Raw genomic sequence first — 23,264 nt, forward strand, 5'->3', positions numbered from 1 at the left:
TTAAATGTAGGGTTTAGTAGGGAGTTTGCTATTGGTTGCCTTTTTTTGCCACACTTCTCTTAGCGCCAGAAAACGTTGTAGCGGCAAGGGCCGAAAAAGATATTCCCCGGTGGGGGTGTCGTAAACACGTTGATAAAATGCCATTTTTGACAGGTTAGCGCAATCATTATAAAGGGAAACTGTAGTTGCTTTGGCTGCACCACGTGAGGTGTTCTTTGTAAAATGATTTGTTTTCAAATTAGCTAAAGCACAGTTAAAGAAAAATCTGCCGTAAATGTATGAAAACTGATCCAGAAATTGTGTGCCTGTAAAGCTGCGCCAGTATGAGAATGCTCAGGTTTTAAGCTGAAAATTTATTAGCCTGTTTAAGACCATTTTACAAGCTCGGAGCATATATTTTTGCTGAAGTTAGGCCGATGCAATTCTCTTCCGCAGAAATTTTGTGCCAGATCATTACATTTTAAAATGCTGAAGTACTTACTTATGCAAAATATTAATTGTGCTATAAATGAAAGATTTGGCAGGCCGCAACTTTTGGCAGGGCTTTCGCAGTACCTTTGCAGCTTAAAAATTTTTACATGCGCTGGATCATTTTTGTAATTATTTACGTCATTCTCGATATATACGCATATCAGGCTTTTAAAACCGTTACCCGCCATTCCTGGATCTACTTTATCTATCTCGCTCTTTCCCTGGGGGTTTTGGGATATTTGCTGTACCAGTTCAATGTGCCCGAAAAACAGGGGCTTACCGGGGCGCGTAGTTATGCGATTGGGTTCTTTCTCGCTTTTTTTGTGCCTAAACTTATCCTTTTTGTGCTTTTATTTGGCGAAGATCTGGTAAGGTTGGTGGTGAGTGGTTTTCAAAAACTGGCACATTCAAATGCAGATTATTCATTGCCGTCTCGGCGTAAGTTTGTGAGCCAGATTGCCATGGGAATCGCAGCCATTCCCTTCGCTTCGCTACTCTACGGAATGTACCAGGGGCGATACAACTATAAAGTCTTAAAGTACGTTTTACATTTTGACGACCTGCCTGAAGCATTTGACGGCTACAGGATCACCCAGATAAGCGACATTCACTCCGGAAGTTTTGACAATCCTGAAAAGATCCGCTACGGCATAGATTTAATTAATGAGCAAAAGAGCGATGCCGTGATGTTTACGGGAGACCTGGTGAACAATACAGCATCTGAAATGGACCCGTGGAAGGAAGTTTTTTCCACCATCTCTGCGCCCGATGGGGTTTTCTCGGTGCTGGGAAATCACGATTATGGCGATTATGTGAACTGGGAATCTGCCACTGCAAAAAAGGCAAATTTGGAGGCTCTTAAAGGAGTGCATCGGGAGATGGGCTGGAACCTTTTGCTTGATGAACACAAGAAAATTACCCGTGGCAGTGATGCTATTGCAATTGTGGGAGTAGAGAACTGGGGCGCCGGGTTTAAGCAGGTGGGTGATCTTAGTAAAGCAGCCAGGGAACTTTCTAAAGAGGAATTCAAGATCCTCCTGTCGCACGATCCATCTCACTGGCAGGAAAAGGTGAAGAAAGATCAAAAGAAATTTCATCTTACGTTAAGCGGACATACCCACGGGATGCAGTTTGGAATAGAAATTCCCGGCTGGTTTAAGTGGAGCCCGGCACAGTACAGGTATGAACACTGGGCGGGGATCTATAATGAAGCCGGACGTTTTCTTAACGTGAACCGTGGCTTCGGATTTTTGGCTTACCCGGGTCGGGTAGGTATTTGGCCTGAAGTTTCGGTAATTGAACTTCGGAAGGGGCCAAAACCCGCATAAAACAAACTTTTGACTATATTTGAGAAAGGCTGCAGGAACTCATGTTTTTGCAGCCGACTATAAATTTCAGGTATATGTCGAAATTTGGAGAGTTAATCGATTTGCAGGTGCCGGTCCTGCTGGAGTTCTACACCCACTGGCATGAAGCTTCCGAAGCTATGAATCCGGTTTTAAAAGATGTTGCAGCGGCATTGGGCGACAGGGCCAGGGTCATTAAAATTGATGTTGATAAGAATTCTGAACTTGCTGAAGCTTTGCGAATAAAAGGCCTGCCCACGCTAATGATCTATAAGGAAGGGGAGATGAAGTGGAGGCAGAGCGGTGAACAGGATGCCAACACGCTGATAGGCCTCATTAAAGAATATGTATAAAAACAGGTTCCAAAAATGCCATTTTAGAGTGACATTTTTGGAACCTGTTTTAGTTTTGTTCGGCTTTACTTCTGAAGGAAACTGCTTCAAATAGTTCTTCAGTTCATGAAGATAATTTCCGCAGAAAAATGCAAAGCAACGGGGGAAGTTTATAAAACCACTGCTACAATAGTCAGATCTGCGCTACAAAATCTGAAAAGACCTGCTTATGGCGTTCAAGATCAAGATTTGGCGATACAGAAACCCGCGCAATGTAGTCTTTATCGTCTTCTTTAGTAGTTCCCTGGGTAGAGGTTGCAGGAATGGTCCAGTAACAGCCTTTTAATTGCCCATAGCTCACGCAGTACTTGCTCTCATTGGGGATCTCTCTAATCATCATGCCGATAAGCTTTTGATTTAATGCCCTTTTATAAGTTTCCCTTTCTTCTTTACTGTCGCCTTTTGTAGGAAGATCGAGTGAAAATACCGACGGGGTGAATCCCTGGCTCGCAAGTTCTTCGGAAACAAAATTTATTTTTGCCCCGGGTAAGGCTTCGTGGATGTAATTGACAAATTCCCGTGTGTTTTTGTAAGCATCCTTGATCCTTTGGTTCATTGACGGAAGTTGCTCAGCCAGTATTTCAACCTGAAGATGGGTAGCCTCATTGTCACAAAGTTTTAGATGCCTGTCAATTTTATCAAGCAACCCTTCGGCTTTTTCATTGGCAACACAATAGCCCGCAGTACATTTTCCGCCACTGGGGAATTTTGAACCACTCACATAAGAGATGACTCGCGTATTAGAAAGAATGCCATCTTTAGCCGGGAACTGCACATTTGGGCAGAAGGTTTGGTCTAAAATAAAAACAGGGTCAATAGCAGGCTGGCCATTTGCGGTTTCGCGTGCTTTCCCGAGAACTGCCTTTAGGTTATCAAGATTGGGCACTTCTACTCGTGGATTGGTAGGAATTTCAGCAATAATATAAGGAACGGCATCCTGCTGTGCGATCTTTTCTAAAACCGCATCAATGCTATCTACCATATTGTTGTCTCCGTCAACAAGCAGGTCAACGATCTCGACCTGGTCAAGGCAGGCGGCGACCCTTCTTGCCTGGTCGTTTGTGCCGCCATAACAGTTAGGTGGCACAATGAATTTTATGTCTTTTCCCGGATGTTTTTCAAGCGCACTGTCAACAAGCCCCATCATAATAGCGTACTGCATAGAAAGCCCAGATGACGCCAGTAAGGCCGGAGAACCGGTAGCGGTAATCTCTTTGATCGACTTTAGTACACTGGCTTTATTGGCTGCAAGATCACTTTTTGAGGGTTTATATGATTTCCCTGTTATAAGCTGTAAGGCAGCAAAAGAATCGGCCGGAGTCATGGCTATGGTTTCCCTTCTTCGCACATGCTGAATTTCGGAGACGTAATCGTCATTTTGATCTCCATTTACCAGTAAGATACTGCCAAGCTGTGGATGGATCTGGATAAAAAAGTCGACCGTAGCCGGAAGGTCAACAGTACCAAAATCCGCTTTTTGGGAAATGAGGATTGTACTGCCATCAAATTCAGGGATTTCTTCCAGATTGTTGATCTGCTTTAATTCGAAGTTATATCCGTAAACCCGTTTAACAACATCGGCATCAAAAAAGCCGGGTAATTCTTCGGTATAAAGAATGCGGGTGTTCTTCTTGGCGAAAAGATTTTTTCTGAGCACGGCAAGCATGGGAACTGTCCTGGATGAAAAACTGATCACATTTTGTGGCTTTAGATCATTCAGGCGGGCAATGGTCCATTCAAGGATACTGGACAGTGGATGTCCCAGCCGGATATAATCAAAAGCGGTAGGTAAGGCACTAAGTGCTTCTTTTTTGGAATTATTATTCTGGTATAAATTTTCGAACTGTCTTAAGAACTGAGTTTTTGCCTGTTCTTCATTGTAGATGTCCAGCCTGTGGGTAGTGAGTGTTACCCAGTCATTGGGCATATTTTTTAAAACTGCTTCAAGGTAATTTAGCACGTTTTTCTCTTTCATGGTCTTTACTTTCAAATGGACCTGCAAGATAGACCGAATTGGAGTTATTACAAAAGAGATGATGCAGAATTGTTACTCCTGTTCCCGGGCCAGGATGAAGACAGTCTTCACTATCTGCATTTCATTTGAAAAAAATGCTGGGCTTTTTCAGAAGGGAAATTATGCGTTGTAGATGTACTGACTTCGATGCTTTGTATCGGCTTAAAATCAGTGAGAAAGTTTTTTCCTGAAACTTCCTTTTATTAAAGCAATCACCATGAGCCCCAAGCCTAAGCCTTCAATAAGGCCAATTGCAAAATCGTATTTTTCAGAAATATTTATAAAGTGGCTCACCAGTTGGGCGATTGCGATGATAAATATTCCTGCAGAAATGAGTAGTAGCGTTCTGGTTCTGGTTAATTTGTTCACTTTTGATGGTTTTAAATGTGGCACTTCTAGTTATAATATGCTGTTACTGGCAGAGAGTTTCCCGGTTTCTTTGTTCAAGAATTCAGTTTTGGAATTGTCTGCATCTACAAATATTCGAAGCTGCTATATAAAAGCTGAATTACTGATGTTTCGGCATTCTCCACTTGCTGCACACTGGGCTGTGCATGGTTTTATATGTTAAGTAAGATTCGGTTTTTGAACTCCAATACATCAATTACAGGTTTAATTTTAAAGGTAGTCAAAAATGACATTTTTGGGAGGTATTCTGCCGTTTGAGTTAGTTTATTTGGAAACCCTCGCTTTCACAAATAAAATTCCAAACCAAAACCGAAACCTATTCCATTAAATGAATACTTGTTTGTGAGCCTCTCAACATCAGGGAAACTTTTATACAGGGTTTGATGTGTAAATAAGACTTTAAAATATAGAGTGATATGATCTATCAAAGGAATGTAATAACCTAAATCTGCTCTTAAATAGACACCTTTTTTATCAAGATCACCCAGGTGTGTCCCAATTCTACCAGAAAATGAAGCAAAACCTTTTTTAGGATTGGCTGCGGGGAAAGGAGTAACTTCTAAAAATACAGGAAGGTAATCTATATTCTCATTTTCCAGTAAAAGGTTTTCTGAACCAATTCCTGCTCCAATACCAATAAAAGATTTGTAATTTAAGGTAGCTGAAATTTCCAGGCCATAGATTCGTGAGTTACTGCCTATCTCATAATCAGCGTTTCTGTTTGATGGATAATCTTCAAAAGGAACCATAATGGCCGTAAATTGTGGTTTGAAACTGATTTCAATCTTATTGGTAGATCTGTTTCCTTCCTGATCATCAAATCCTTGGGCCGAAGTAAAATTACTTAGGAAAAAAGTGAGAATAAAAATTAATATGTAAAGTCGCGCAATTGAAGTCATGTAATTCTTTCAATCTGGATATTTAGGAAGCATTTACGCTGCCGGTTCGTAAAACGACAAGTGGCGAGAGTAGGGTGGGAACGCAGATTTGTCGGTTAAGTTACCTTTTTAAAGGTAGTCAAAAATGTCTTTTAAACGGCTTTCTGGTATTTGCTTATTGACCATTTTTGGAAATAGTACTTTGTAATGCATCTCTAATTTTAGAAATTCTCTGTCTATTCTCTCCCAGTTTTTCAATATTTGATTTATATGTTTTGATGTTCTTAAGGTTGGGGAAGGACAATTTTTTATTCTAAGGGGGTAAATACTCCGAGGCTTGCCTCGTTAGTAAATGTTTAAAGTCTGAAAACGTGTTCTCCTATATAATGCTCCGTGGGCTTGCCCCGGAGAAATTTACTTGCGAAAGACCTGGTAAAAACTAAGTTTGGATAATTTAAAATCAGGATGATAAGTTGTGCCGGATTCGTTTTTTGGACTTCAAATCCAATTTTATTTACCGTTCTCGGGTTCAGTATATACGTAGTGCCGGTTATTTCTAAATTGGGTTTTTCATTGTTCGATGCTACTAATTTCAGAATTCCGTTTAAGTATTCTGAGAGGATAACATTCCTTCTATTTTTTCCAATATCGTCTTTGTTTAAGACAAAGTAATAATCAAACAAGGTGCCTCCATGAATTGTTATTTGACTATCTTTTTCTTTTTCAGAAATTAAAAGTGAAGATTCGTATTGTAATTTTCCATTTTTTATCATCGATGGCATATCGAAAAATGAGGCTATAATTGAAAGTACAACCCAGAAAATAATTGGTGCGAGGAAATAAACCTTAAAATAAAACGAAATAAAAAATATTGGTATTAGAATAGATAAAACAATTGAGATCAACTTTATATAAAAGCTTCTTTTTTGTTTCGGTGATAATTCAAAATATTTATTTCGCAATTCGAATCTCTGTTTAAGTGTTATTGATAACGGTTTGCGGTGATTACCAGTTTGTGGAGTAGGGGACACGGATTTGACGGTTTTAGCATTTTCTTCTTAAGATACTATATTATATTTTTTCTTGAATGCCCGTTATTTGCGCTTACCCGATATTGAACTAAACCTAAAGGTAGCTTCAAGAAACCTTTCGATCACTATTCACTACCTTTAAGTATCTAATAATAAACATTGAAAGTTATGAAAAAAAAGTAGCACTCTCATTGATAGGGCCTGTAATTCTGTACCTGAGTTTAATGAATTGTACCGCAAATTAAAGCGTTCTGTTGAACTGGCCGGTAAAAGTCAAAGTACCCTTACCAACTATTCCCGCTGCCTTGCGCACCTAACCCTTTATTTTAAGTGCAGTCCCCTTGATCTTGATGAGGAACAAATTCTGGATTACCTGCACGTTTTAAAATCACAGCATAAAACACCATCCGACAGTTTCTTTAAGCATACCATTTACGGCCTTAGGTATGCTTATCGTATGTGTGGAATGCAAGAGATGCAGGTGATTCTTCCGTCCATCGAACGACCCAACAAGCTTCCGGTGGTACTGAGCCGTAGTGAGGTAAAGCAACTTCTAAAAGCACCAAAACTTCTTAAACACCGCCTGGTCCTTGCTATGCTTTATGGCTGTGGCCTTCGTTGTTTCGAACTGCGCAACCTTCAGCTCAGGGATCTGGATTTTGATCGAAAAATGCTCCACATCCGTCAGGGCAAAGGACGTAAAGACCGATATGTCCCTCTATCAAAGCTGCAGATCCGTGGCCTGAAAAAGTACATTACAGCAGAGAATCCTTCGACCTGGTGCTTCAATGGCTATGACAGGGAAAATAATCCCACTGCCTTGTCCACACGAGGAGTTCAATGGATCGTACGGGAGGCACGCAAACATAGCGGTATCCAAAAAGAGATCACCACTCACAGCCTTCGTCATAGCTATGCGACACACCTATTGGAAATGGGACTGGATATCATGAGCGTAAAGGATCTTTTGGGGCATGCAGATATCCAAACCACCTTAACCTATCTTCACGTGGCACAATTGGGTAGGCAAAAGCCGTTCAGTCCGCTAGACAGGCTGTACAACAAATAGTAATGGCATCTGCTACTTACGAAGTAGCTCAGGTGTTAGAGCGTAACCAGGAGGTCTTAGCTGATCATTGTGCCAACAGCTGGCAGCTCAGAACCCTGCATGCGGTGCGAAAATGCCGTACTGCTGCTCTGGGTGGTCACATCGACCGCTGTCTCAATCCTTTCTGCCAACGTTTACACCTTAGCTACAACAGTTGCCGCAACCGGCATTGTCCAAAGTGCCAGGGGCACAAAAGGGAAGAATGGATCAGGGCACGGGAAGAAGAGCTCCTCAAAGTGCCTTACTTCCACGTGGTCTTTACCCTTCCCTGTGAGCTTAACCACTTATGCCTGTATGAGCCAAAACAGATGTATAGCCTGTTGTTCAAAACAGCCTGGCAGGTAATCAAAGGCTTTGCATCAAACCCAAAGTTCCTTGGAGCCAATCCTGGGATGATCGCAATCCTGCACACCTGGGGACAAAACCTCTCCCTGCACCCCCATCTGCATTGTATTATACCCGGTGGAGGGATTACAAAATCAGGCAAATGGAAACCGGCCAGGAACAATGGCAAATATCTGTTCCCGGTGAAGGCTATGAGTAAAGTCTTCAGGGCTCGCTTTGTGGCTGCCCTTCGGAAGGAACTGGAACCCCAATCCACAAGCTTCTATGAAAGCCTGTTCAAGCACAAATGGGTAGTCTACTGCAAGCGTCCGTTTTTAGGTCCTCCACAGGTAGTGGAATATCTTGGTCGCTATACCCATAAAATCGCCATAAGCAACCATCGAATCAAGAACCTCGATAATAAAAAGGTCACCTTTTCTGTCAAAGATTACCGACACGGGGGAAGGAAATCTAACACGTACCTACCAGATGCAGAGTTCATCAGGCGTTTTGCAATGCACGTGCTTCCCAGAGGCTTTGTTCGGATCCGCCATTACGGGATCTTAAGCTCCTATCACAAAAGGAACAGCCTTCCGGAATTACAGGAAACTTTAGGCCCTGCCCATTTAAAGAAAAAAGAACCCTTACAACACCGGGTTTGCCCGACCTGTAAAAAAGGAAATCTCATTACGCTTACCACTTTTACTGCACGCGGACCTCCGGTTCAATGGCTGAAAAAAATTAAAACACAGAAGAAATAGCCCTCCCGATCAACGCTGCTTTACGGTGTAACAGGAGATCTATTGTCAAAAGGGAACAAAACAACTGAAAAAATCGAATCAACCAGAATAGAAAACATAAGTGGAGAGTAAAATCTCCATTTACTTCCAAAATTTACCGGGACAGAAAAATAGCTCAACCTTCCACCTTCCCAAATCACACCTCTAAAAAATAGACTAAAACCCATATAGGACAACCAGCAAAGAACCGGTTCAGTCAACAGGGCGTTCATGTTGGGCCGTACCGGCCACACGAACGCTTAGTTATTAAATAGCTCAACCTTCCACCTTCCCAAATCACACCTCTAAAAAATAGACTAAAACCCATATAGGACAACCAGCAAAGAACCGGTTCAGTCAACAGGGCGTTCATGTTGGGCCGTACCGGCCACACGAACGCTTAGTTATTAAGCATAGTTTTTTAGTTATTAAGCCAACTATGAAAACTTATATTATTCCAGCCGTAAATGGAAATAGAGGCCCCTGAATTCTTCTCAATATTTTCTCTTGAAAAATTCTCGAGTATTAATTTTAAGTTTTCAAATTCATCGTAATCTGTATATAAAAAATATTTAGAAGCATGGTTAACCCAGTGCCCATCTGAAATAGTAGGATAAGGTATTCTTCCTTCTCCTTCAAATTCAAATTCAGTGAAATTGGGATTTTCTCTCAGAACTTCTAAAAACCGGTCATAAATTTCTGTATTATCAGTATTTGTCCCAGAGACATAAGCAAATGAATTTTGAGGATATCTAAAAGTTTGATTAAACAATAAGCTCGTGAAATTATTTTCAATATTGTTTATTGAAACCTTTTCCTGATCTATTGTAATTGAATACTTGTCAGTAATATTCCCATTGATAAAAGTGACTTTGTTAATTTTTTCTGGTAAATCAATGTAAGAAATCGCCGGACCAATGGCAGTTAAGCAAATTGTTGGAACTGAGATTTTCTCAAATCGTATTATCAGTTCATTATCTTCTATAGTTTGTGTTGTTATTAAACTATAATTATGCCAAGGAAATTTTTCTCTTGTTATTAGTTTAAGTTTTAATGTGGGATTCTCTGATACATTTGAATTGTTATAAATTTCTACTGGCATGAAGTCAATATCCGTTTCTATAGAATCGATATAGTCATCCTCATTTTTGCTACAACTTAAAGCAATGAAGGAAAATAGAAGAATTATAACTTTTTTCATGGATTCCATTTATATATATGACTATAAAATAGTAAAAGGTTGCTTAAGAATTATACCCAACGGTCTTGGTTATCGCCAGTTTGTGGAGTAAGGGACTCGACTTTTACGGCTTTCCGGTTTGTTTCTTTGTTTTCTAAATTACACTTTCTCGGCAAAACCCGCTATTTGCTATAACCGACTTAAGTTGGGCGGAGTTATTTTGGTTTTATACTCTGCAAATATTCATCTGCACTCATAACAGGTAACAAAGACTTTTTGAAATCTTTTCCATTTCTAGTGATTATAATATCACAATTGGAATCTGTAGCACTGAAATATTGTAAAGTATCTTCAAAATCTTTAAAATCAGAGTTCAGTCCTTTTTCGATAATGTGTGCATCCAGTTTGCAGATTTCACATATGATTTTAAATTTTCTCAGTTTCTCCTGAGCAATTTTTGCAGACTCAAATTTTGAAATAAAATAATTTAGTGTAGCAAATGAAATTGGGGAAACAAGTAAGGTTAGTTCTTCTTTGTCAGCTAGTGAAGCTACTTTAGCAATTGAGTCATAGAAAGGATCCCGTTCTCCAAGTAAATCAAGGATAACGTTTGTATCTAGAAATAATCTCTTTTTCATTTATTTATATTTCTCCCATAATGAATCTGTGTATTCTTTTTTATAATCTAAATTGATCGGAATTTTTGTTCCAGTAGCCAGACTTTTAATGAAAGGAGAAATTTCAAAATCTGAATTTTTCTTGTCGGTTGTCAACGATTGTAAATATGCTTCTACAATTCTTGATAAGCTCATTTTATTATCTGAAGCATATTTTTTCGCTCGTTCGATTATTTCCTGGTTAAGTTTTAATGTCAGCTTTGTATCCATAACAAAATAATTATACGTGCAAAATTAATTAAAATATACGTATATCTTAAGAATGGAGCAGAATTTTTCTGAATAATTACGCTCAATATGTTTATCCCCATTAATATAGCTGTTTATCAGCAATATGCTGTGGTGGCAGTAACAGGTGGTCTTCTTCTAAGTCAGATTTGTAGATTTGCTTGACCATCACGTCTAAGGGGCTCTCAATTTTCAGGATATCTTTTCGGGAGACATGGGTGTAGATCATGGTAGTTTCGGGTTTGGAGTGCCCCAGTAGCTCCTGTATGTAACGTATGTCTACGCCGTTCTCCAGCATATGTGTTGCATAGGAGTGCCTTAGGGTATGTGGGGTAACCCTTTTTTTGATCCCGGCACGGCGGCAGGAGTCGGCAAGAAATGTTCTTATACTTTGTGGGCTGTAAGCTCCGCCGTAAAGGCCTTCAGCAAAAAACACACGAGGCACATAGGTGCTAAGGTAGTTCTTCAGCAATGGCAACATACTTTCGGCAAGCACCACCATCCTGTCTTTACGACCTTTCGAATTCTTTACAAAAATTTGCCGCCTGTGAATATCTATATGAGCCAGCTTTAGATTGAGCAGCTCTCCAATGCGAAGTCCGCCCGAGTAGATCATGGCCAAAATGGCGCGGTGTTTCAGGTTCCTGGTGGCTTGCAGCAGCTTCATGATCTCCTGGCTGGAGAGCACCACCGGTAAATACCTGCTTTTAGAAGGTCGCTTGATTTCGTTGACATCAATATGTTCAGTGTCGTAAAGCTGTAAAAAGTGTTTTAGGGCACTTATGCACTGCCTGTGGGTGCTAAGGGCATAATTTTCGGCTGCAATGTACTGCTCTACAAAGAGCTCAATATCCCGTTTTCTTAATTCTGAAACCTGCCTGTCTCCAACGTAGTGTACAAACTTCAGTACAAAACTATAATAGGTGCGCACACTGCTTTCACTAAGGCGCTGACCTCTTAGGTAATTCACGTATTCATGCATGATCTTCTTCTGGGCGGGGCTGAATTCCAATACAGGTTGTGGTTGTTTGGCTTCCTTTGCCGGCAGCTTAAAATTTTGAAGTTCGCTGTAATCAACAAATATTTTGCCCTCGCGCAGTTTGTTGTAAAGCAGCTGTTTATTGTCTGGCGTGTAAAGGCTGTAAAAGCAACTGTGCGTGCGGGTCCATTTCACAACGTCAAGCTTCTGTAATTTGGTTTTTATTTCCTGATCAAAAGGGAATTTTATACCTATCTGCCATTCGTTCCGGTGTAAAAGGGGAAAAAGGGTAACTTTTTTCATGCTGCTCATTTTTAGATAAATATAATCTAAAAACAAACCTGATTCTGAAAAATATTAGCGTATTATTCTTTATTTCAGCGCTTTAAAGGAGTAGCCCTGCTTCTGAAAATGTTCCAGCACCTGTGGTAAGACTGCTTTCAGGTTTTTTTCGGCCTTTATGCTGTCGTGGAAGACGATAATGCTTCCGGGCACGGCATTTTTAAGTACATTCTGAAGGACTTTTTCTGAAGAGAGCCGCTGGTCATAATCCATACTCACAATGCTCCACATCACAACGCTGTAACCTTCCTGCTGAAGCTTTTTGGCCTGCACATTTCTGATCTTCCCATACGGGGGGCGAAAAATGGCATTTTTGAGACCTGTTCTCTGCGGAAGTTCTTTTTCTATCACCTCCTGTGCCTGCCGCACATTTTCAAGATAGGTTGCGACAGAAGTTCTCCAGCCATTCAAATGATTGTGGGTGTGGTTTCCAACCGTATGGCCTTGCTCAACCACCATCCTGAAAATATCGGGATGTTTGCGAACATTGTCACCAATACAGAAAAAACTCGCGCGGGCATTGTATTTTTTAAGCTGGTCTAACACCCAGGGCGTAATTTCAGGAATAGGGCCGTCATCAAAGCTGAGGTAAAGACTTTTCTCCCGGGTGGCAACATCCCATATCCTTTTTGGATACAGAAGTTTTATCACCCGGGGTATACGCTCCCTCATTCTGCTCTTTTAACGGCTTTACAGCGAATCCCTGATCTCTTGCTGAAGCAGCTCTGCTTCCCTGGCAGGGATTTCTTCGGGCGTCTCTTCAGGCCTTGCGTAGAAGTGCTGGAACAGCATTAGGTACTGGTTGAATTTATCGGCCTCTTCCCGGGCTATTTCTTCAGTATCATTAATAATCAACACATCTACAAGGCTTCTGTACCGCTCAATGTCTGTAACTATTTCATTGCCGCGTGAGAATTGCCTGTCCAGTTCAAGGGAACTAAAATAGGTGAGGTTCTCCTGGTACTTTTTCGCTACTTGTTGCCACAACTCCCTTGCTTTTTCCTTTTGGCCTACTTCATAATAACCCTGTATAAAAGGTTCAAGTAGGGTGTAGTATTCAAAATGTGCTACAGGCATTTTTTCCATCGCAAGATCCATAACCTCTTCTGCCCTTTGCATTTTTCCTTCATTCATCAATGCTTCGGCAAGACGTGCTAGGTTGCTGCGGTATGTAATGGCATTTTTGCGGGTTTCAGGATCATAATATAAGCCCGGGTCTCCCGAATTACCCCAGTACCAGTTCATCACGATGTCGTACATCTTATCGGCATCTAAACGTCCCATATCAAACGGGTTCCGCGGATTCACCGGAGTCTTAATAGGAACCAGTTTGTAGGCCACGCCATCCAGTTGCAGGTAATCTTTCATCCACAGGTAATCATCATCTCCAAAGCTTCCGCCGGTAAAGTATATTGGGCGTTTCCAGTCGTTGTTGGCTACAATATCAAGCATCAACAAACGGTTTTTGTATAAGATATCTTCGTTGAGCTCAATCACGATCTCATCTACGATCTCATCAGCATTTTGCGGTTTTACAATACCGTATTCCAGCACATTTTCCCTGTTCACAGGAATTCTCACATGTTTGGTAGGGAAGGTGCTCACACTTTGGCCGCTCATAAGATCTGCTTTGGTGCGGGGGTCATCGCTCGCAATCCAGTTCATCCAGGTTTGAATGTTCATGGTGTCCTGGGTTACAGGTTGAAACCACACTGCATCTCTTGTTCCATAAGTGTACTGCTCGTGAACAAGCTGCCCCGGTATGGGCTCGCTTTCCCATGCCTGCCGTTTCATTTGGTCAATATACCAATCGGTCATAAACAGGCTGGTATTCACTATACGTACATCGGTACGGTAGCCTTCTACCTGCTGGGCATACCATAGGGCAAAAGTATCGTTGTCTCCAATAGTGAAGAGTATGGCATCCTCGTCAAGGCTGTCAAGGTACATTTTTGCCATGGCCAGCGCTGTATAACGGTTAGCCCTGTTATGATCGTCCCAGTTTTCGCTTGCAAGTACTGCAGGTACTGCGAGCAGGGAAGCCGTGACCACAATGGGTACTGCGATCTTTGGTTTCAGGTAATCTTTAAGGATGTCAAAAAGGGCATAAACCCCAAAGCCTATCCAAATAGCAAATACGTAGAAAGATCCTACCAGTGCATAATCTCTTTCCCGTGGCTCAAAAGGCCGTTCGTTGAGATAAATTTTTAGCGCAATACCCGTAAAGAGGAAGAAAACGAGCAGCACCCAAAAATTCTTCTTGTCTTTTGTATACTGAAAAACGAGCCCCAGCACTCCTAAAATCAGCGGGAGGAAGTAATAAGTATTTCTTGCAGGATTATTCAGTGCGTCTGAAGGAAGCTGATCCTGATTCCCCAGGCGGGCCTCGTCAATAAAGTCGATCCCGCTTATCCAGTTTCCATTCTGGTCGGTATATTTTCCCTGAACGTCGTTTTGTCGGCCTACAAAATTCCACATAAAATAGCGCCAGTACATGTAACCCATCTGGTACTCAAAAAGGTAATTGAGGTTGGAGCCAAACGAAGGTTTTTCAACATCAAGATATTCCCTGAAGCGGCGTAAAAAACTGTTGTATTGCTCGTAATCTACGTTCCCCTGATTAAAGTTCCGTTTAAATTCATTCACAGCGGCAATAAGCTGCTCTTCTTGCTGATATTCGGGTTTGATGGTGAATTCTAAAGGGCCGGTGAATTCCATGTAATTTGAAGCATGTTCTGTACTCCACATACGCGGCAGTATGGCTTTGTGATCATCATCTGTATTCTGTTTCGCGTTTTTGTAGTCGTTTACAATCACGTATTTTCCGGCAGCCTCGTCTTTTTCGTATTTCGGCTTATCGTCAATATAAGGGTTGTTCTCATCCAGCCCGCTGTAGATCTCTGTGAATTGTGGGCCGTAGAATAAATGCGTTTCGGGGTACTGTTCCCGGTTGTAATAAGCCAGCAGTTCGCGGGCGTTGTTTGGGTTATTTTCGTTGATCACCGTATTGGCGTTCGCCCTAATAGGCAGCATCAGCCAGGAGGAGAAACCAATAAAGATGAACAGGATGCAAAGCAGTAAGGTATTTAGCTGAAAGTATTGTTTTTGCCTGGTGTATTTTATTCCGAAGTAAAAAGCAGCAATAAGCACAAGGGCTGTAAAAATAGTTCCCGAATTGAACGGAAGCCCCAGGGTATTGACAAAGAAGATCTCTGTAGATGAAAATAAGTCAAGAGAATAGGGCAGCAGCAGCTTAAAGATGAACATAAGCACGGCGACCACTACCAAATTGGCAACGATAAAATTCTTGACGGTGATCTTTGAAAAGTTCTTGAAATAGTAAAGAAAACCTATGGCGGGCAGGGTGAGTAGCCCCATAAAGTGCACCCCAAAAGAAAGCCCTATGATAAAACTAATGAGGATAACCCAGCGGTTGCCGCGAGGTGCGAACATATCGCGTTCCCACAGCAATCCCAAATAAAACAGGATAGACATGAGGAAGGTTGCCATGGCGTAAACTTCGGCTTCCCCGGCGTTGAACCAGAAGCTATCGGTAAAAGTAAAGGCAAGAGAACCTACAGCGGCACTTCCAAGAACGGCAGCTTTTTTGGCCGCAGAGATCTCAGAGACAGGTCCGCTTATCTTGAGCACTAAAAGAACAATAGACCAGAACATGAACAGAATGGTGAATGCGCTGGCAAAAACCGACATTAAATTCACCATGTAGGCTACCTGTGAAGGTTCACTGGCAAAAATGGAGAAAAACGCACCCATCATTTGATAGAGCGGTGCCCCGGGAGGGTGACCCACCTCGAGGTTTGAAGAGGTGGCAATGTATTCTCCTGCATCCCAGAAACTAAGCGTGGGCTCAACAGTTAACCAAAAGGTAGTAAGTGCTATGAGAAAAACCACCCAGCCAAGAATTTTGTTCCACCGGGTAAAGTTAAAGTCTGTCATTTTAGTGAGTTTGAGAACAGTGGCGAATTTAAGAATAATTAAGCTATTGTGGGAAGAACGCATTTTAAAAGAAGATATTTTGGTGCAGCACATGGTTTTAACTTCCCCGCTATTGCTTATGGAACCCAAAAATTTTCCAGGAAAGGTGTCAAAAATGCCATTTTTGAAGGGGCGTGATTTGGAGGTTCAAAAAGAATTTCAAAAAAATATTTGTAGAAGTAAAAGTTTGTTTTAAATTTGCATCCGCATTACAGCAGTGGCCTATGGTGTAACTGGCAACACGTCTGGTTTTGGTCCAGAAGAGTCTAGGTTCGAGCCCTAGTAGGCCAACAAAGTAAATGTTAAACCGAATTGTGAAAACAATTCGGTTTTTTTGTTTTTAGAGGTATGGCAAATAGCTGATCATGGATCAAGAACAAAAGGGATCAAGAACAAAAGTTGTGGACTAGCTAAATAATGTAGTTAATCTGTACAGGAAAAATTCTACATTTTTCACCCCTCTAAATTGACTTCTAAAAGCTTTAATTTTTGCATTGAATGATTCTGCAGAGGCATTTAAAGCCTTTACTTCAGGCTAAAGACGGGAACTAATTCTTCTTTTTTCTTCCCATACAAAATGTTAAGAGGTAATATTTTAATACTTTTAGATCAGATTATTCCTACAACCAGCAATGGTGAGGAATAAATAAAAGACCAGGAGTCTTCTTTGTCCTAAAATGTAATTTTTTTTAAATGAAAATCCAGCACCTACTCTTCATCCTCCTAACAACATTGGTGAATAATGACACTTTTGCCCAGCAGAGCCACGAATGGGAAAACCCTTTAAAAATCGACAGGAACAAACTGGAAGGCCGCAGTGACTTCGTACTGTTTGAGTCGGCATCTAAAGCATTGGGGCAAAAAAGGGAATCCTCCAGTCTTTACAAGAGTTTAAATGGTAAATGGAAATTTAATCTTGTTAAGCATCCCAGTCAACGGCCTGTTGATTTCTACAAAGTAAATCTGGAAGACGATGCCTGGAATGAAATTAATGTTCCTTCCAATTGGGAATTGGAAGGTTATGATATTCCTATCTATACCAATGTAGTTTATCCTTTTCCGAAGAATCCGCCGCATATAGGCTATCCTTCTGAAAAAAAAGCATCCAATGGAGAAGTCCTGAATTTAAATACTAAAGAAGGGGAGGAAGAGATCTACAATCCTGTAGGTTCTTATCGCAAAACCTTTACAGTGCCTGAGACCTGGACCGATAAAGAGGTTATTCTTCATTTTGGTTCCATTTCAGGTTATGCCCGAATTTTCGTGAATGGTAACGAAGTAGGGATGACCAAAGCTGCCAAGACCCCGGCTGAATTTGATATCACTTCAGCTTTGAGAAAAGGAGAAAATCTTCTGGCTGTTCAGGTATTTAGATGGCATGATGGCAGTTACCTGGAAGATCAGGATTTTTGGCGTTTAAGTGGGATTGAACGTGACGTTCACTTACAGGCATTGCCTAAAACCACGCTATGGGATTATTTCATAAAAAGTGGTCTTACCAATAATTACAAGGATGGAAATCTTGTTGTAGATGTAAAACTTCAGGAATTTGATAAGGGAGGAACAGTAAAGCCCCAGGTAAAATTCACTTTGCTGGATGCCGGGGGAAGAGAAATTTATTCTGAGACAAAACAGGTTTCAAAGCATCAGAAGGAAGTTCAGTTCAAAAAAATAATTCCTTCCGTAGAGAAATGGAGCGCAGAATATCCTCACCTCTATACTTACACTATCACCTTTTTAGATAAAAAAGGGGAAGAAGTGGTTGCACTGGCTGGAAGAACGGGGTTTAGGGAAATTGAGATAAAAAATGCCCAATTGATGATTAATGGAGAGCCACTAACCCTAAAAGGTGTGAACCTGCATGAGCATCACCCTGTAAAAGGGCATGTGCCAGATCGTCAAATCAATGTAAAAGACATTGAATTGATGCAGAAAAACAATATCAATGCAATAAGAATGAGCCATTATCCTCATGATACCGGCATTTATGATCTGGCAGATGAATACGGGATGTACGTGGTAGACGAGGCAAACATAGAAACCCACGGCATGGGAGCCGAACACCAGGGAGGCTTTGATAAAACGGTTCATCCCGCCTTTTTGGAAGATTGGGCACCTGCACATATGGATCGTATGAAACGAATGCTGGAATTCAACAAAAATCATACTTCAATTATTATCTGGTCATTAGGCAATGAAAGTGGGAACGGCCCGGTTTTCTTTGATGGGTATGACTGGATCAAAGAAAGAGATACCACAAGACCGGTGCAATTTGAACAGGCCGGGCAGGAGCGCAATACCGATATTGTGGCACCAATGTACCCGGGTCTGGATTATATGAGGAGTTATGCTGCAGATGAAAGTAAAACCCGGCCCTTCATCATGTGCGAGTATTCGCATGCCATGGGTAATAGCAGCGGAAACTTCCAGGAATACTGGGATATTATCGAGAGCAGCGATCACATGCAGGGCGGATTTATCTGGGACTGGGTAGACCAAGGGCTACACGCCGAAACCCAAGATGGCCGCAAATTTTGGGCTTATGGAGGTGACCTTGGCGGCGGGCACCTTTATAATGATGGGAATTTTAATGCTAACGGATTGGTAAGTGCAGACCGTACCCCGCATCCCGCACTTCACGAGGTGAAAAAGGTGCATCAGAACATTAAATTTGAAAAGCAGGAAAATGCAATTCAGGTAAAGAATAAATTTAATTTCACTAATCTAAATGAGTTTGATTTTCAATGGGAACTCTTAGCGAATGGAGAAGTGGTGAAAACCGGGAAGTTTAATGCAGAAGTAGCACCCAATGATTCTAAAGAGGTGAAAATCGAACTCCCAGCACCCGGTGATAAAGAATATTTCTTAAACGTTTATGCTTATTCAAAAAATGCAAGGGCGTTGGTTCCGGCGGGACATGAAGTTGCACGCGAACAATTCGGGTTAAGTAAAAATGACTTTTTTGAATCGGAAGATATTACTTCAGGCCAACTTCAAATCAGGAAAAATGGTAAAAAAATGGCATTTTCAACAGCTATGGTTGAAGGAGTGTTTAATACAGGAACCGGAAATTTTGAAATTTATAAGCTGAAAGGTTTTAATAAAGCACCGATTTCTCAATTTCCCGAACCATTTTTCTGGAGGGCACCTACAGATAATGACTATGGGAACAGGATGCCCGAAAGACTTAAGGCATGGAAAGAAGCAACTTATAATTCTGAAGTTACTAAGGTCGAAGTGGGTAAAAAGACAAAAGCAGGTCAGCCAATAACGGTTATTTATCACCTGGCAGGGGTAGATGTTCCTTTTTTGGTCAATTATTTAATTGAAAACAACGGAAATATTCAGGTTACCGCAACTCTTAATTCTGAAAAAGATCTTCCGGAAATTCCAAGATTTGGTATGCGCATGATCCTGGAGGGAAACTTTGAGCATCTGGAATATTATGGCCGTGGGCCCTGGGAAAATTATTCCGATAGAAATACTTCGGCTTTTTTAGGTGTTTATAAGGATAAGGTGGCAAACCAATTCACATGGGAATATATAAGGCCGCAGGAAGCCGGGTACAAAACCGATGTTCGCTGGGTTTCCCTTAAAGATAATGCTGGCAGCGGAATTAAAATCACCGGAGGTCAACCTTTAGGGTTTAGTGCGCTAAATATTTCTACAGAAGATCTTGATGCAGGAGAAAGGAAAACAGGAAGACATCCTGTAGACCTTGAGGTGCAGGACAAGGTATTTCTTCATATTGATTATAAACAGCGCGGTTTGGGCGGTGATAACAGCTGGGGCGCCTACCCTCATGAACCTTACAGGCTTGAAAATGACAGCTACGAATACTCTTTTACGATTTCTCTGATCGAATAAATTTTTTTCTGAAATTTTCAGGTGATGACAGGTTAAAAAATAATTTTCCCCTTCTCTGGAAGTAGATTAGCCTTCAAAAAGGGTAGAATAGACTATGATTTTTGGAAGGGAAAGCTCATTTTTCTACCCGCAAATGACTTTGTGTGGATTTCCATATAATCAATTTAATAAAAATGTCATTTATAAATATTAACCTCATAAAATTTGGGGGTAGGATTTCATTTTATCATAAAAATATAATTTATCCCAGTGATTTATAGGGGGTTGTGTCTTTTTTTATATAAATTTAATCTCAATTTTAAATTTTGTTGCTAATAAATTGAAGTAACAATGTTGTTATTTGAAAAGTGATTTTCGGATTTTACTTAAATATCCATTCCCTTCAAAAAGGCTGTTCAAAAATGACATTTTTGAAGGGTCATTCTGAAGAAAATTTCAGAAAAGAAGAAATTGTTTCGGCATAAAACTTAGAAAATATGACCACAACTTACGTAACCCAAAATGAGATGAGGTCGCTCTGGAAGATCTCGCTGGGAAAAATGATTGAAAGCTGCAGGGTAAATAAGAGCCTGCCTGGAGGTTTAGTGGAACTTATCAAGCACAATCTATTTGCAAAATACGCCTCCTACAACGCGCATCTTGAGAAGATTGAGATTGGGGTGAATGAGTCGAAGCAAAGAGCTGCATCTTATCCCGAGATCACGGTGTATCAATTTCCGCTTGATGAACTGGAGGATAAATTAACAGCTTCCTTTCAAACTACACGAGGAGATTTGGAGTTCTACGCACGGGTCTTCAAAGGGAAAGAGTTTAATGATAATATTTTTTTGCTCTAACCACCGGTTTTAAAAGATTGCGTAACTTCAGGACGTAATACTGCACCAAATTCTGGTGCTGTGAGAACCTTTTAGCCAATCAATATTTAAAGCCTATGAAAAAGGGATTTTTAATAGATATGGATGGAGTGATCTATGGAAATGACACTTTGATCCCCGGAGCCGATAAGTTTATTGAAAAACTTCAGGAAATGGATATTCCATTCCTGTTTATGACCAATAACAGCCAGCGTACCCCATTAGATGCGGTGAATAAAGTTGCAAAAATGGGAATTCATATTACTGAGCAGAATGTATACACGAGTGCCATGGCAACAGCTTCTTTCCTCTCCTTTATGAAGCCCAGCGGCAGTGCTTACGTCCTGGGCGAAGGCGGGTTGATTACCAGCCTCGCAAGGGAAGGATATAATCTTGTGAATCAACGTCCAGATTTTGTAGTGGTGGGAGAGGGCCGCAATTTCACTCTTGAAATGGTGAATTCGGCAGTAGATATGATCCTTTCGGGATCGCGGCTTATAGCCACAAACCTTGACCCATCCCCTAAAAAAACAGGCTGGACCAACCTGGGGATTCGTGCCGTAGTGGCTATGATTGAAGAAGCCACAGGAAAAAAGGCATTTTCGGTAGGTAAACCCAGCCCGGTAATGATGCGTTCTGCCCGCAAATATCTCGGACTTGAAGCAAAGGAAACTGTGATCATTGGTGATACTATGGATACAGATATTTTAGGCGGCGTGCAGTTGGGTTACACTACCATACTTACGCTTTCGGGAATTTCTACCAGAGAGAGCCTGAATGACTATGCCTTTAAACCCGATTTTATTGTAGATTCAGTAAAAGACCTCGATCTTGAGGAGGTGTTTAACCTGCACAATAAGTCGTTTGCTTAGAAACAATGGAAACAAAAAAGCAGCTATCAAGGCTGCTTTTTTGTTTTGTTATAACGGTTAAGCGGCCGGTAAATCTCCCGGCCCTTTGGTAGGAAGTTGCGTGGTTCCCATCAGGAACATATCAACACTTCTTGCTGCTTCCCTGCCTTCAGAAATTGCCCAGACAATTAAAGATTGCCCGCGGCGCATATCTCCTGCCGTAAATATATTTGGAATATTGGTTTGGTAGTTATTTTCGGCTTTTATATTGGTTCTTTCATCTACCTCCAAACCTAGTTTCTCACTCAGGGTCTTTTCTGGCCCGGTGAATCCCAGGGCCAAGAGAGCCAGGTCACACGGCCATTCTTTCTCACTTCCGGGAATTTCCCTTAGCTGAGGTCTGCCGGTTCCGGTATTTACCCATTCCACTTCTATAGTTTTGAGGGCCTTCAGCTTTCCGTTGCTATCCTTTATAAACTCCCTGGTGGCAATACTCCAGTTTCTTTCAACACCTTCTTCATGAGAAGAAGTAGTCTTCAGGGTAAAAGGCCAGTAGGGCCATGGGCTGGCATCTGTACGGGTCTCTGCCGGCATAGGCATGATCTCGAAATTTGTTACAGATTTTGCACCGTGCCTGTTAGAAGTCCCCACACAATCTGATCCTGTGTCTCCCCCGCCAATTACAATTACATGTTTATCACGGGCGTTGAGGGCTTCTGCTGGTTCGGCCTGCCCGTCAACTACTTCATTGTTTCTTTTAAGGAACTCCATAGCCTGTACCACTCCCTGTGCATCTGCTCCCTCAATGGGTAGAGGTCTGCGCTGAGTGGCACCGCCGCATAGAATTACAGCATCAAATTCCTTCAGCTTTTCCACATCATAATTTACTCCAATATTGGTTCCTGTTTTGAAGGTGATGCCTTCCTCTTCCAAAACATTCAACCTGCGATCTATCACCCATTTTTCCATCTTAAAATCGGGTATGCCATATCGCAGTAATCCTCCTGGTTTTTTATCTCTTTCAAAGACTGTCACCCAATGTCCTGCCCTGTTGAGCTGCTGCGCTGCTGCCAAACCTGCCGGTCCAGATCCTACCACCGCCACTTTTTTCCCTGTGCGTACTTTTGGAGGTGCAGGTTGGATCCATCCCTCTTTAAAAGCGCGTTCAGGAATATACTTTTCCATCAATTCTATGGCTACGGGCGATTTTATAATCCCCAAAACACAAGCCGATTCACAGGGTGCGGGGCAAAGCCTGCCTGTGAATTCGGGAAAGTTGTTGGTGGAGTGCAGAATTTCTGAAGCCCGTTTCCAGTCATTCTTATACACTGCATTATTAAAATCGGGGATGAGATTACCAACGGGACAGCCGCTGTGACAAAATGGAATTCCGCAATCCATGCAACGGGCGCCCTGTTCCTGGAGCTCCTCGTTGTTCATTTCCTGAGTGAATTCTTTATAGTTCTTAACCCTGTCTTTAACGGCAAGGGTTTCTTCTTCTCTTCTATTGTATTCTAAAAATCCTCTTAATTTATTCAT

General features: G+C 41.5%; 19 protein-coding genes and 1 tRNA gene. 8 read left to right on the forward strand and 12 right to left on the reverse strand.

Going from position 1 to position 23,264, the window contains the following annotated elements; translation table 11 throughout:
• Nucleotides 1-237, reverse strand: coding sequence for a hypothetical protein (locus VS868_RS08790; protein ID WP_345596786.1), 237 nt, complete (start codon nucleotides 235-237; stop codon nucleotides 1-3).
• Nucleotides 238-578: 341 nt separating this feature from the next.
• On the opposite strand from VS868_RS08790, the gene VS868_RS08795 reads away from it, so the two are divergent.
• Together VS868_RS08795 and VS868_RS08800 are read left to right on the forward strand one after the other, a co-directional pair.
• Nucleotides 579-1,799, forward strand: a complete 1,221-nt coding sequence (locus tag VS868_RS08795; protein ID WP_345596788.1) for a metallophosphoesterase — start codon at nucleotides 579-581, stop codon at nucleotides 1,797-1,799.
• A gap of 74 nt (nucleotides 1,800-1,873) precedes the next feature.
• Nucleotides 1,874-2,170, forward strand: a complete 297-nt coding sequence (locus tag VS868_RS08800) for a thioredoxin family protein (protein WP_266067991.1) — start codon at nucleotides 1,874-1,876, stop codon at nucleotides 2,168-2,170.
• A 172-nt stretch (nucleotides 2,171-2,342) separates the two neighbouring features.
• Here VS868_RS08800 and VS868_RS08805 read toward each other — a convergent pair whose 3' ends face one another.
• The 4 genes from VS868_RS08805 to VS868_RS08820 form a co-directional block, all read right to left on the reverse strand.
• The gene (locus tag VS868_RS08805; RefSeq protein WP_345596792.1) at nucleotides 2,343-4,184 is read right to left on the reverse strand and encodes a cystathionine beta-synthase; all 1,842 of its coding nucleotides are present in this window, start codon (nucleotides 4,182-4,184) and stop codon (nucleotides 2,343-2,345) included.
• A gap of 207 nt (nucleotides 4,185-4,391) precedes the next feature.
• Nucleotides 4,392-4,592 carry a hypothetical protein gene (locus tag VS868_RS08810; protein WP_266067989.1) on the reverse strand — a complete coding sequence of 67 codons (201 nt, stop codon included), beginning with the start codon at nucleotides 4,590-4,592 and terminating at the stop codon, nucleotides 4,392-4,394.
• A 323-nt stretch (nucleotides 4,593-4,915) separates the two neighbouring features.
• Nucleotides 4,916-5,530 carry a hypothetical protein gene (locus VS868_RS08815; RefSeq protein WP_345596795.1) on the reverse strand — a complete coding sequence of 205 codons (615 nt, stop codon included), beginning with the start codon at nucleotides 5,528-5,530 and terminating at the stop codon, nucleotides 4,916-4,918.
• A gap of 335 nt (nucleotides 5,531-5,865) precedes the next feature.
• Entirely contained in the window at nucleotides 5,866-6,540 is a 675-nt protein-coding gene (locus VS868_RS08820) for a hypothetical protein (protein ID WP_345596797.1), read from the reverse strand.
• Between the two features lie 229 nt (nucleotides 6,541-6,769).
• Between VS868_RS08820 and VS868_RS08825 the strand changes: the two genes are divergently transcribed.
• Nucleotides 6,770-7,609: a tyrosine-type recombinase/integrase gene (locus tag VS868_RS08825; RefSeq protein WP_266071261.1), complete on the forward strand. Its 840-nt coding sequence runs from the start codon at nucleotides 6,770-6,772 to the stop codon at nucleotides 7,607-7,609.
• A gap of 2 nt (nucleotides 7,610-7,611) precedes the next feature.
• A complete protein-coding gene (locus tag VS868_RS08830; protein ID WP_345596801.1) occupies nucleotides 7,612-8,733 on the forward strand; it encodes an IS91 family transposase in 1,122 nt (373 codons plus the stop codon).
• Between the two features lie 439 nt (nucleotides 8,734-9,172).
• Here VS868_RS08830 and VS868_RS08835 read toward each other — a convergent pair whose 3' ends face one another.
• The 6 genes from VS868_RS08835 to VS868_RS08860 form a co-directional block, all read right to left on the reverse strand.
• Nucleotides 9,173-9,952 (reverse strand): hypothetical protein, encoded by a 780-nt coding sequence (locus tag VS868_RS08835; RefSeq protein ID WP_345596803.1) that lies wholly within the window; start codon nucleotides 9,950-9,952, stop codon nucleotides 9,173-9,175.
• A gap of 194 nt (nucleotides 9,953-10,146) precedes the next feature.
• A complete protein-coding gene (locus VS868_RS08840) occupies nucleotides 10,147-10,569 on the reverse strand; it encodes a PIN domain-containing protein (protein WP_266067981.1) in 423 nt (140 codons plus the stop codon).
• On the reverse strand, nucleotides 10,570-10,818 hold the full coding sequence (locus VS868_RS08845) for a DUF6364 family protein (RefSeq protein WP_266067980.1): 249 nt from the start codon (nucleotides 10,816-10,818) through the stop codon (nucleotides 10,570-10,572). It abuts the gene before it with no gap.
• 100 nt (nucleotides 10,819-10,918) lie between these two features.
• Nucleotides 10,919-12,118 (reverse strand): site-specific tyrosine recombinase/integron integrase, encoded by a 1,200-nt coding sequence (gene xerA, locus VS868_RS08850; RefSeq protein ID WP_345596807.1) that lies wholly within the window; start codon nucleotides 12,116-12,118, stop codon nucleotides 10,919-10,921.
• Nucleotides 12,119-12,187: 69 nt separating this feature from the next.
• Nucleotides 12,188-12,829, reverse strand: coding sequence for a polysaccharide deacetylase family protein (locus VS868_RS08855; RefSeq protein ID WP_345596809.1), 642 nt, complete (start codon nucleotides 12,827-12,829; stop codon nucleotides 12,188-12,190).
• Between the two features lie 18 nt (nucleotides 12,830-12,847).
• Entirely contained in the window at nucleotides 12,848-16,114 is a 3,267-nt protein-coding gene (locus VS868_RS08860; protein WP_266067978.1) for a DUF2723 domain-containing protein, read from the reverse strand.
• 257 nt (nucleotides 16,115-16,371) lie between these two features.
• Here VS868_RS08860 and VS868_RS08865 point away from each other — a divergent pair.
• The 4 genes from VS868_RS08865 (at nucleotide 16,372) to VS868_RS08880 (ending at nucleotide 21,746) form a co-directional block, all read left to right on the forward strand.
• A tRNA-Gln gene (locus VS868_RS08865) sits at nucleotides 16,372-16,444 on the forward strand.
• Between the two features lie 402 nt (nucleotides 16,445-16,846).
• The gene (locus VS868_RS08870; RefSeq protein ID WP_345596812.1) at nucleotides 16,847-20,020 is read left to right on the forward strand and encodes a glycoside hydrolase family 2 TIM barrel-domain containing protein; all 3,174 of its coding nucleotides are present in this window, start codon (nucleotides 16,847-16,849) and stop codon (nucleotides 20,018-20,020) included.
• Between the two features lie 476 nt (nucleotides 20,021-20,496).
• Nucleotides 20,497-20,856, forward strand: coding sequence for a hypothetical protein (locus tag VS868_RS08875; RefSeq protein ID WP_266067975.1), 360 nt, complete (start codon nucleotides 20,497-20,499; stop codon nucleotides 20,854-20,856).
• Nucleotides 20,857-20,951: 95 nt separating this feature from the next.
• On the forward strand, nucleotides 20,952-21,746 hold the full coding sequence (locus VS868_RS08880; RefSeq protein ID WP_345596815.1) for an HAD-IIA family hydrolase: 795 nt from the start codon (nucleotides 20,952-20,954) through the stop codon (nucleotides 21,744-21,746).
• Between the two features lie 57 nt (nucleotides 21,747-21,803).
• Here VS868_RS08880 and VS868_RS08885 read toward each other — a convergent pair whose 3' ends face one another.
• Nucleotides 21,804-23,264 (reverse strand): glutamate synthase subunit beta, encoded by a 1,461-nt coding sequence (locus VS868_RS08885; RefSeq protein ID WP_345596817.1) that lies wholly within the window; start codon nucleotides 23,262-23,264, stop codon nucleotides 21,804-21,806.

Source organism: Salinimicrobium sp. 3283s (genome assembly GCF_039602225.1).
Taxonomy (GTDB): domain Bacteria; phylum Bacteroidota; class Bacteroidia; order Flavobacteriales; family Flavobacteriaceae; genus Salinimicrobium; species Salinimicrobium profundisediminis.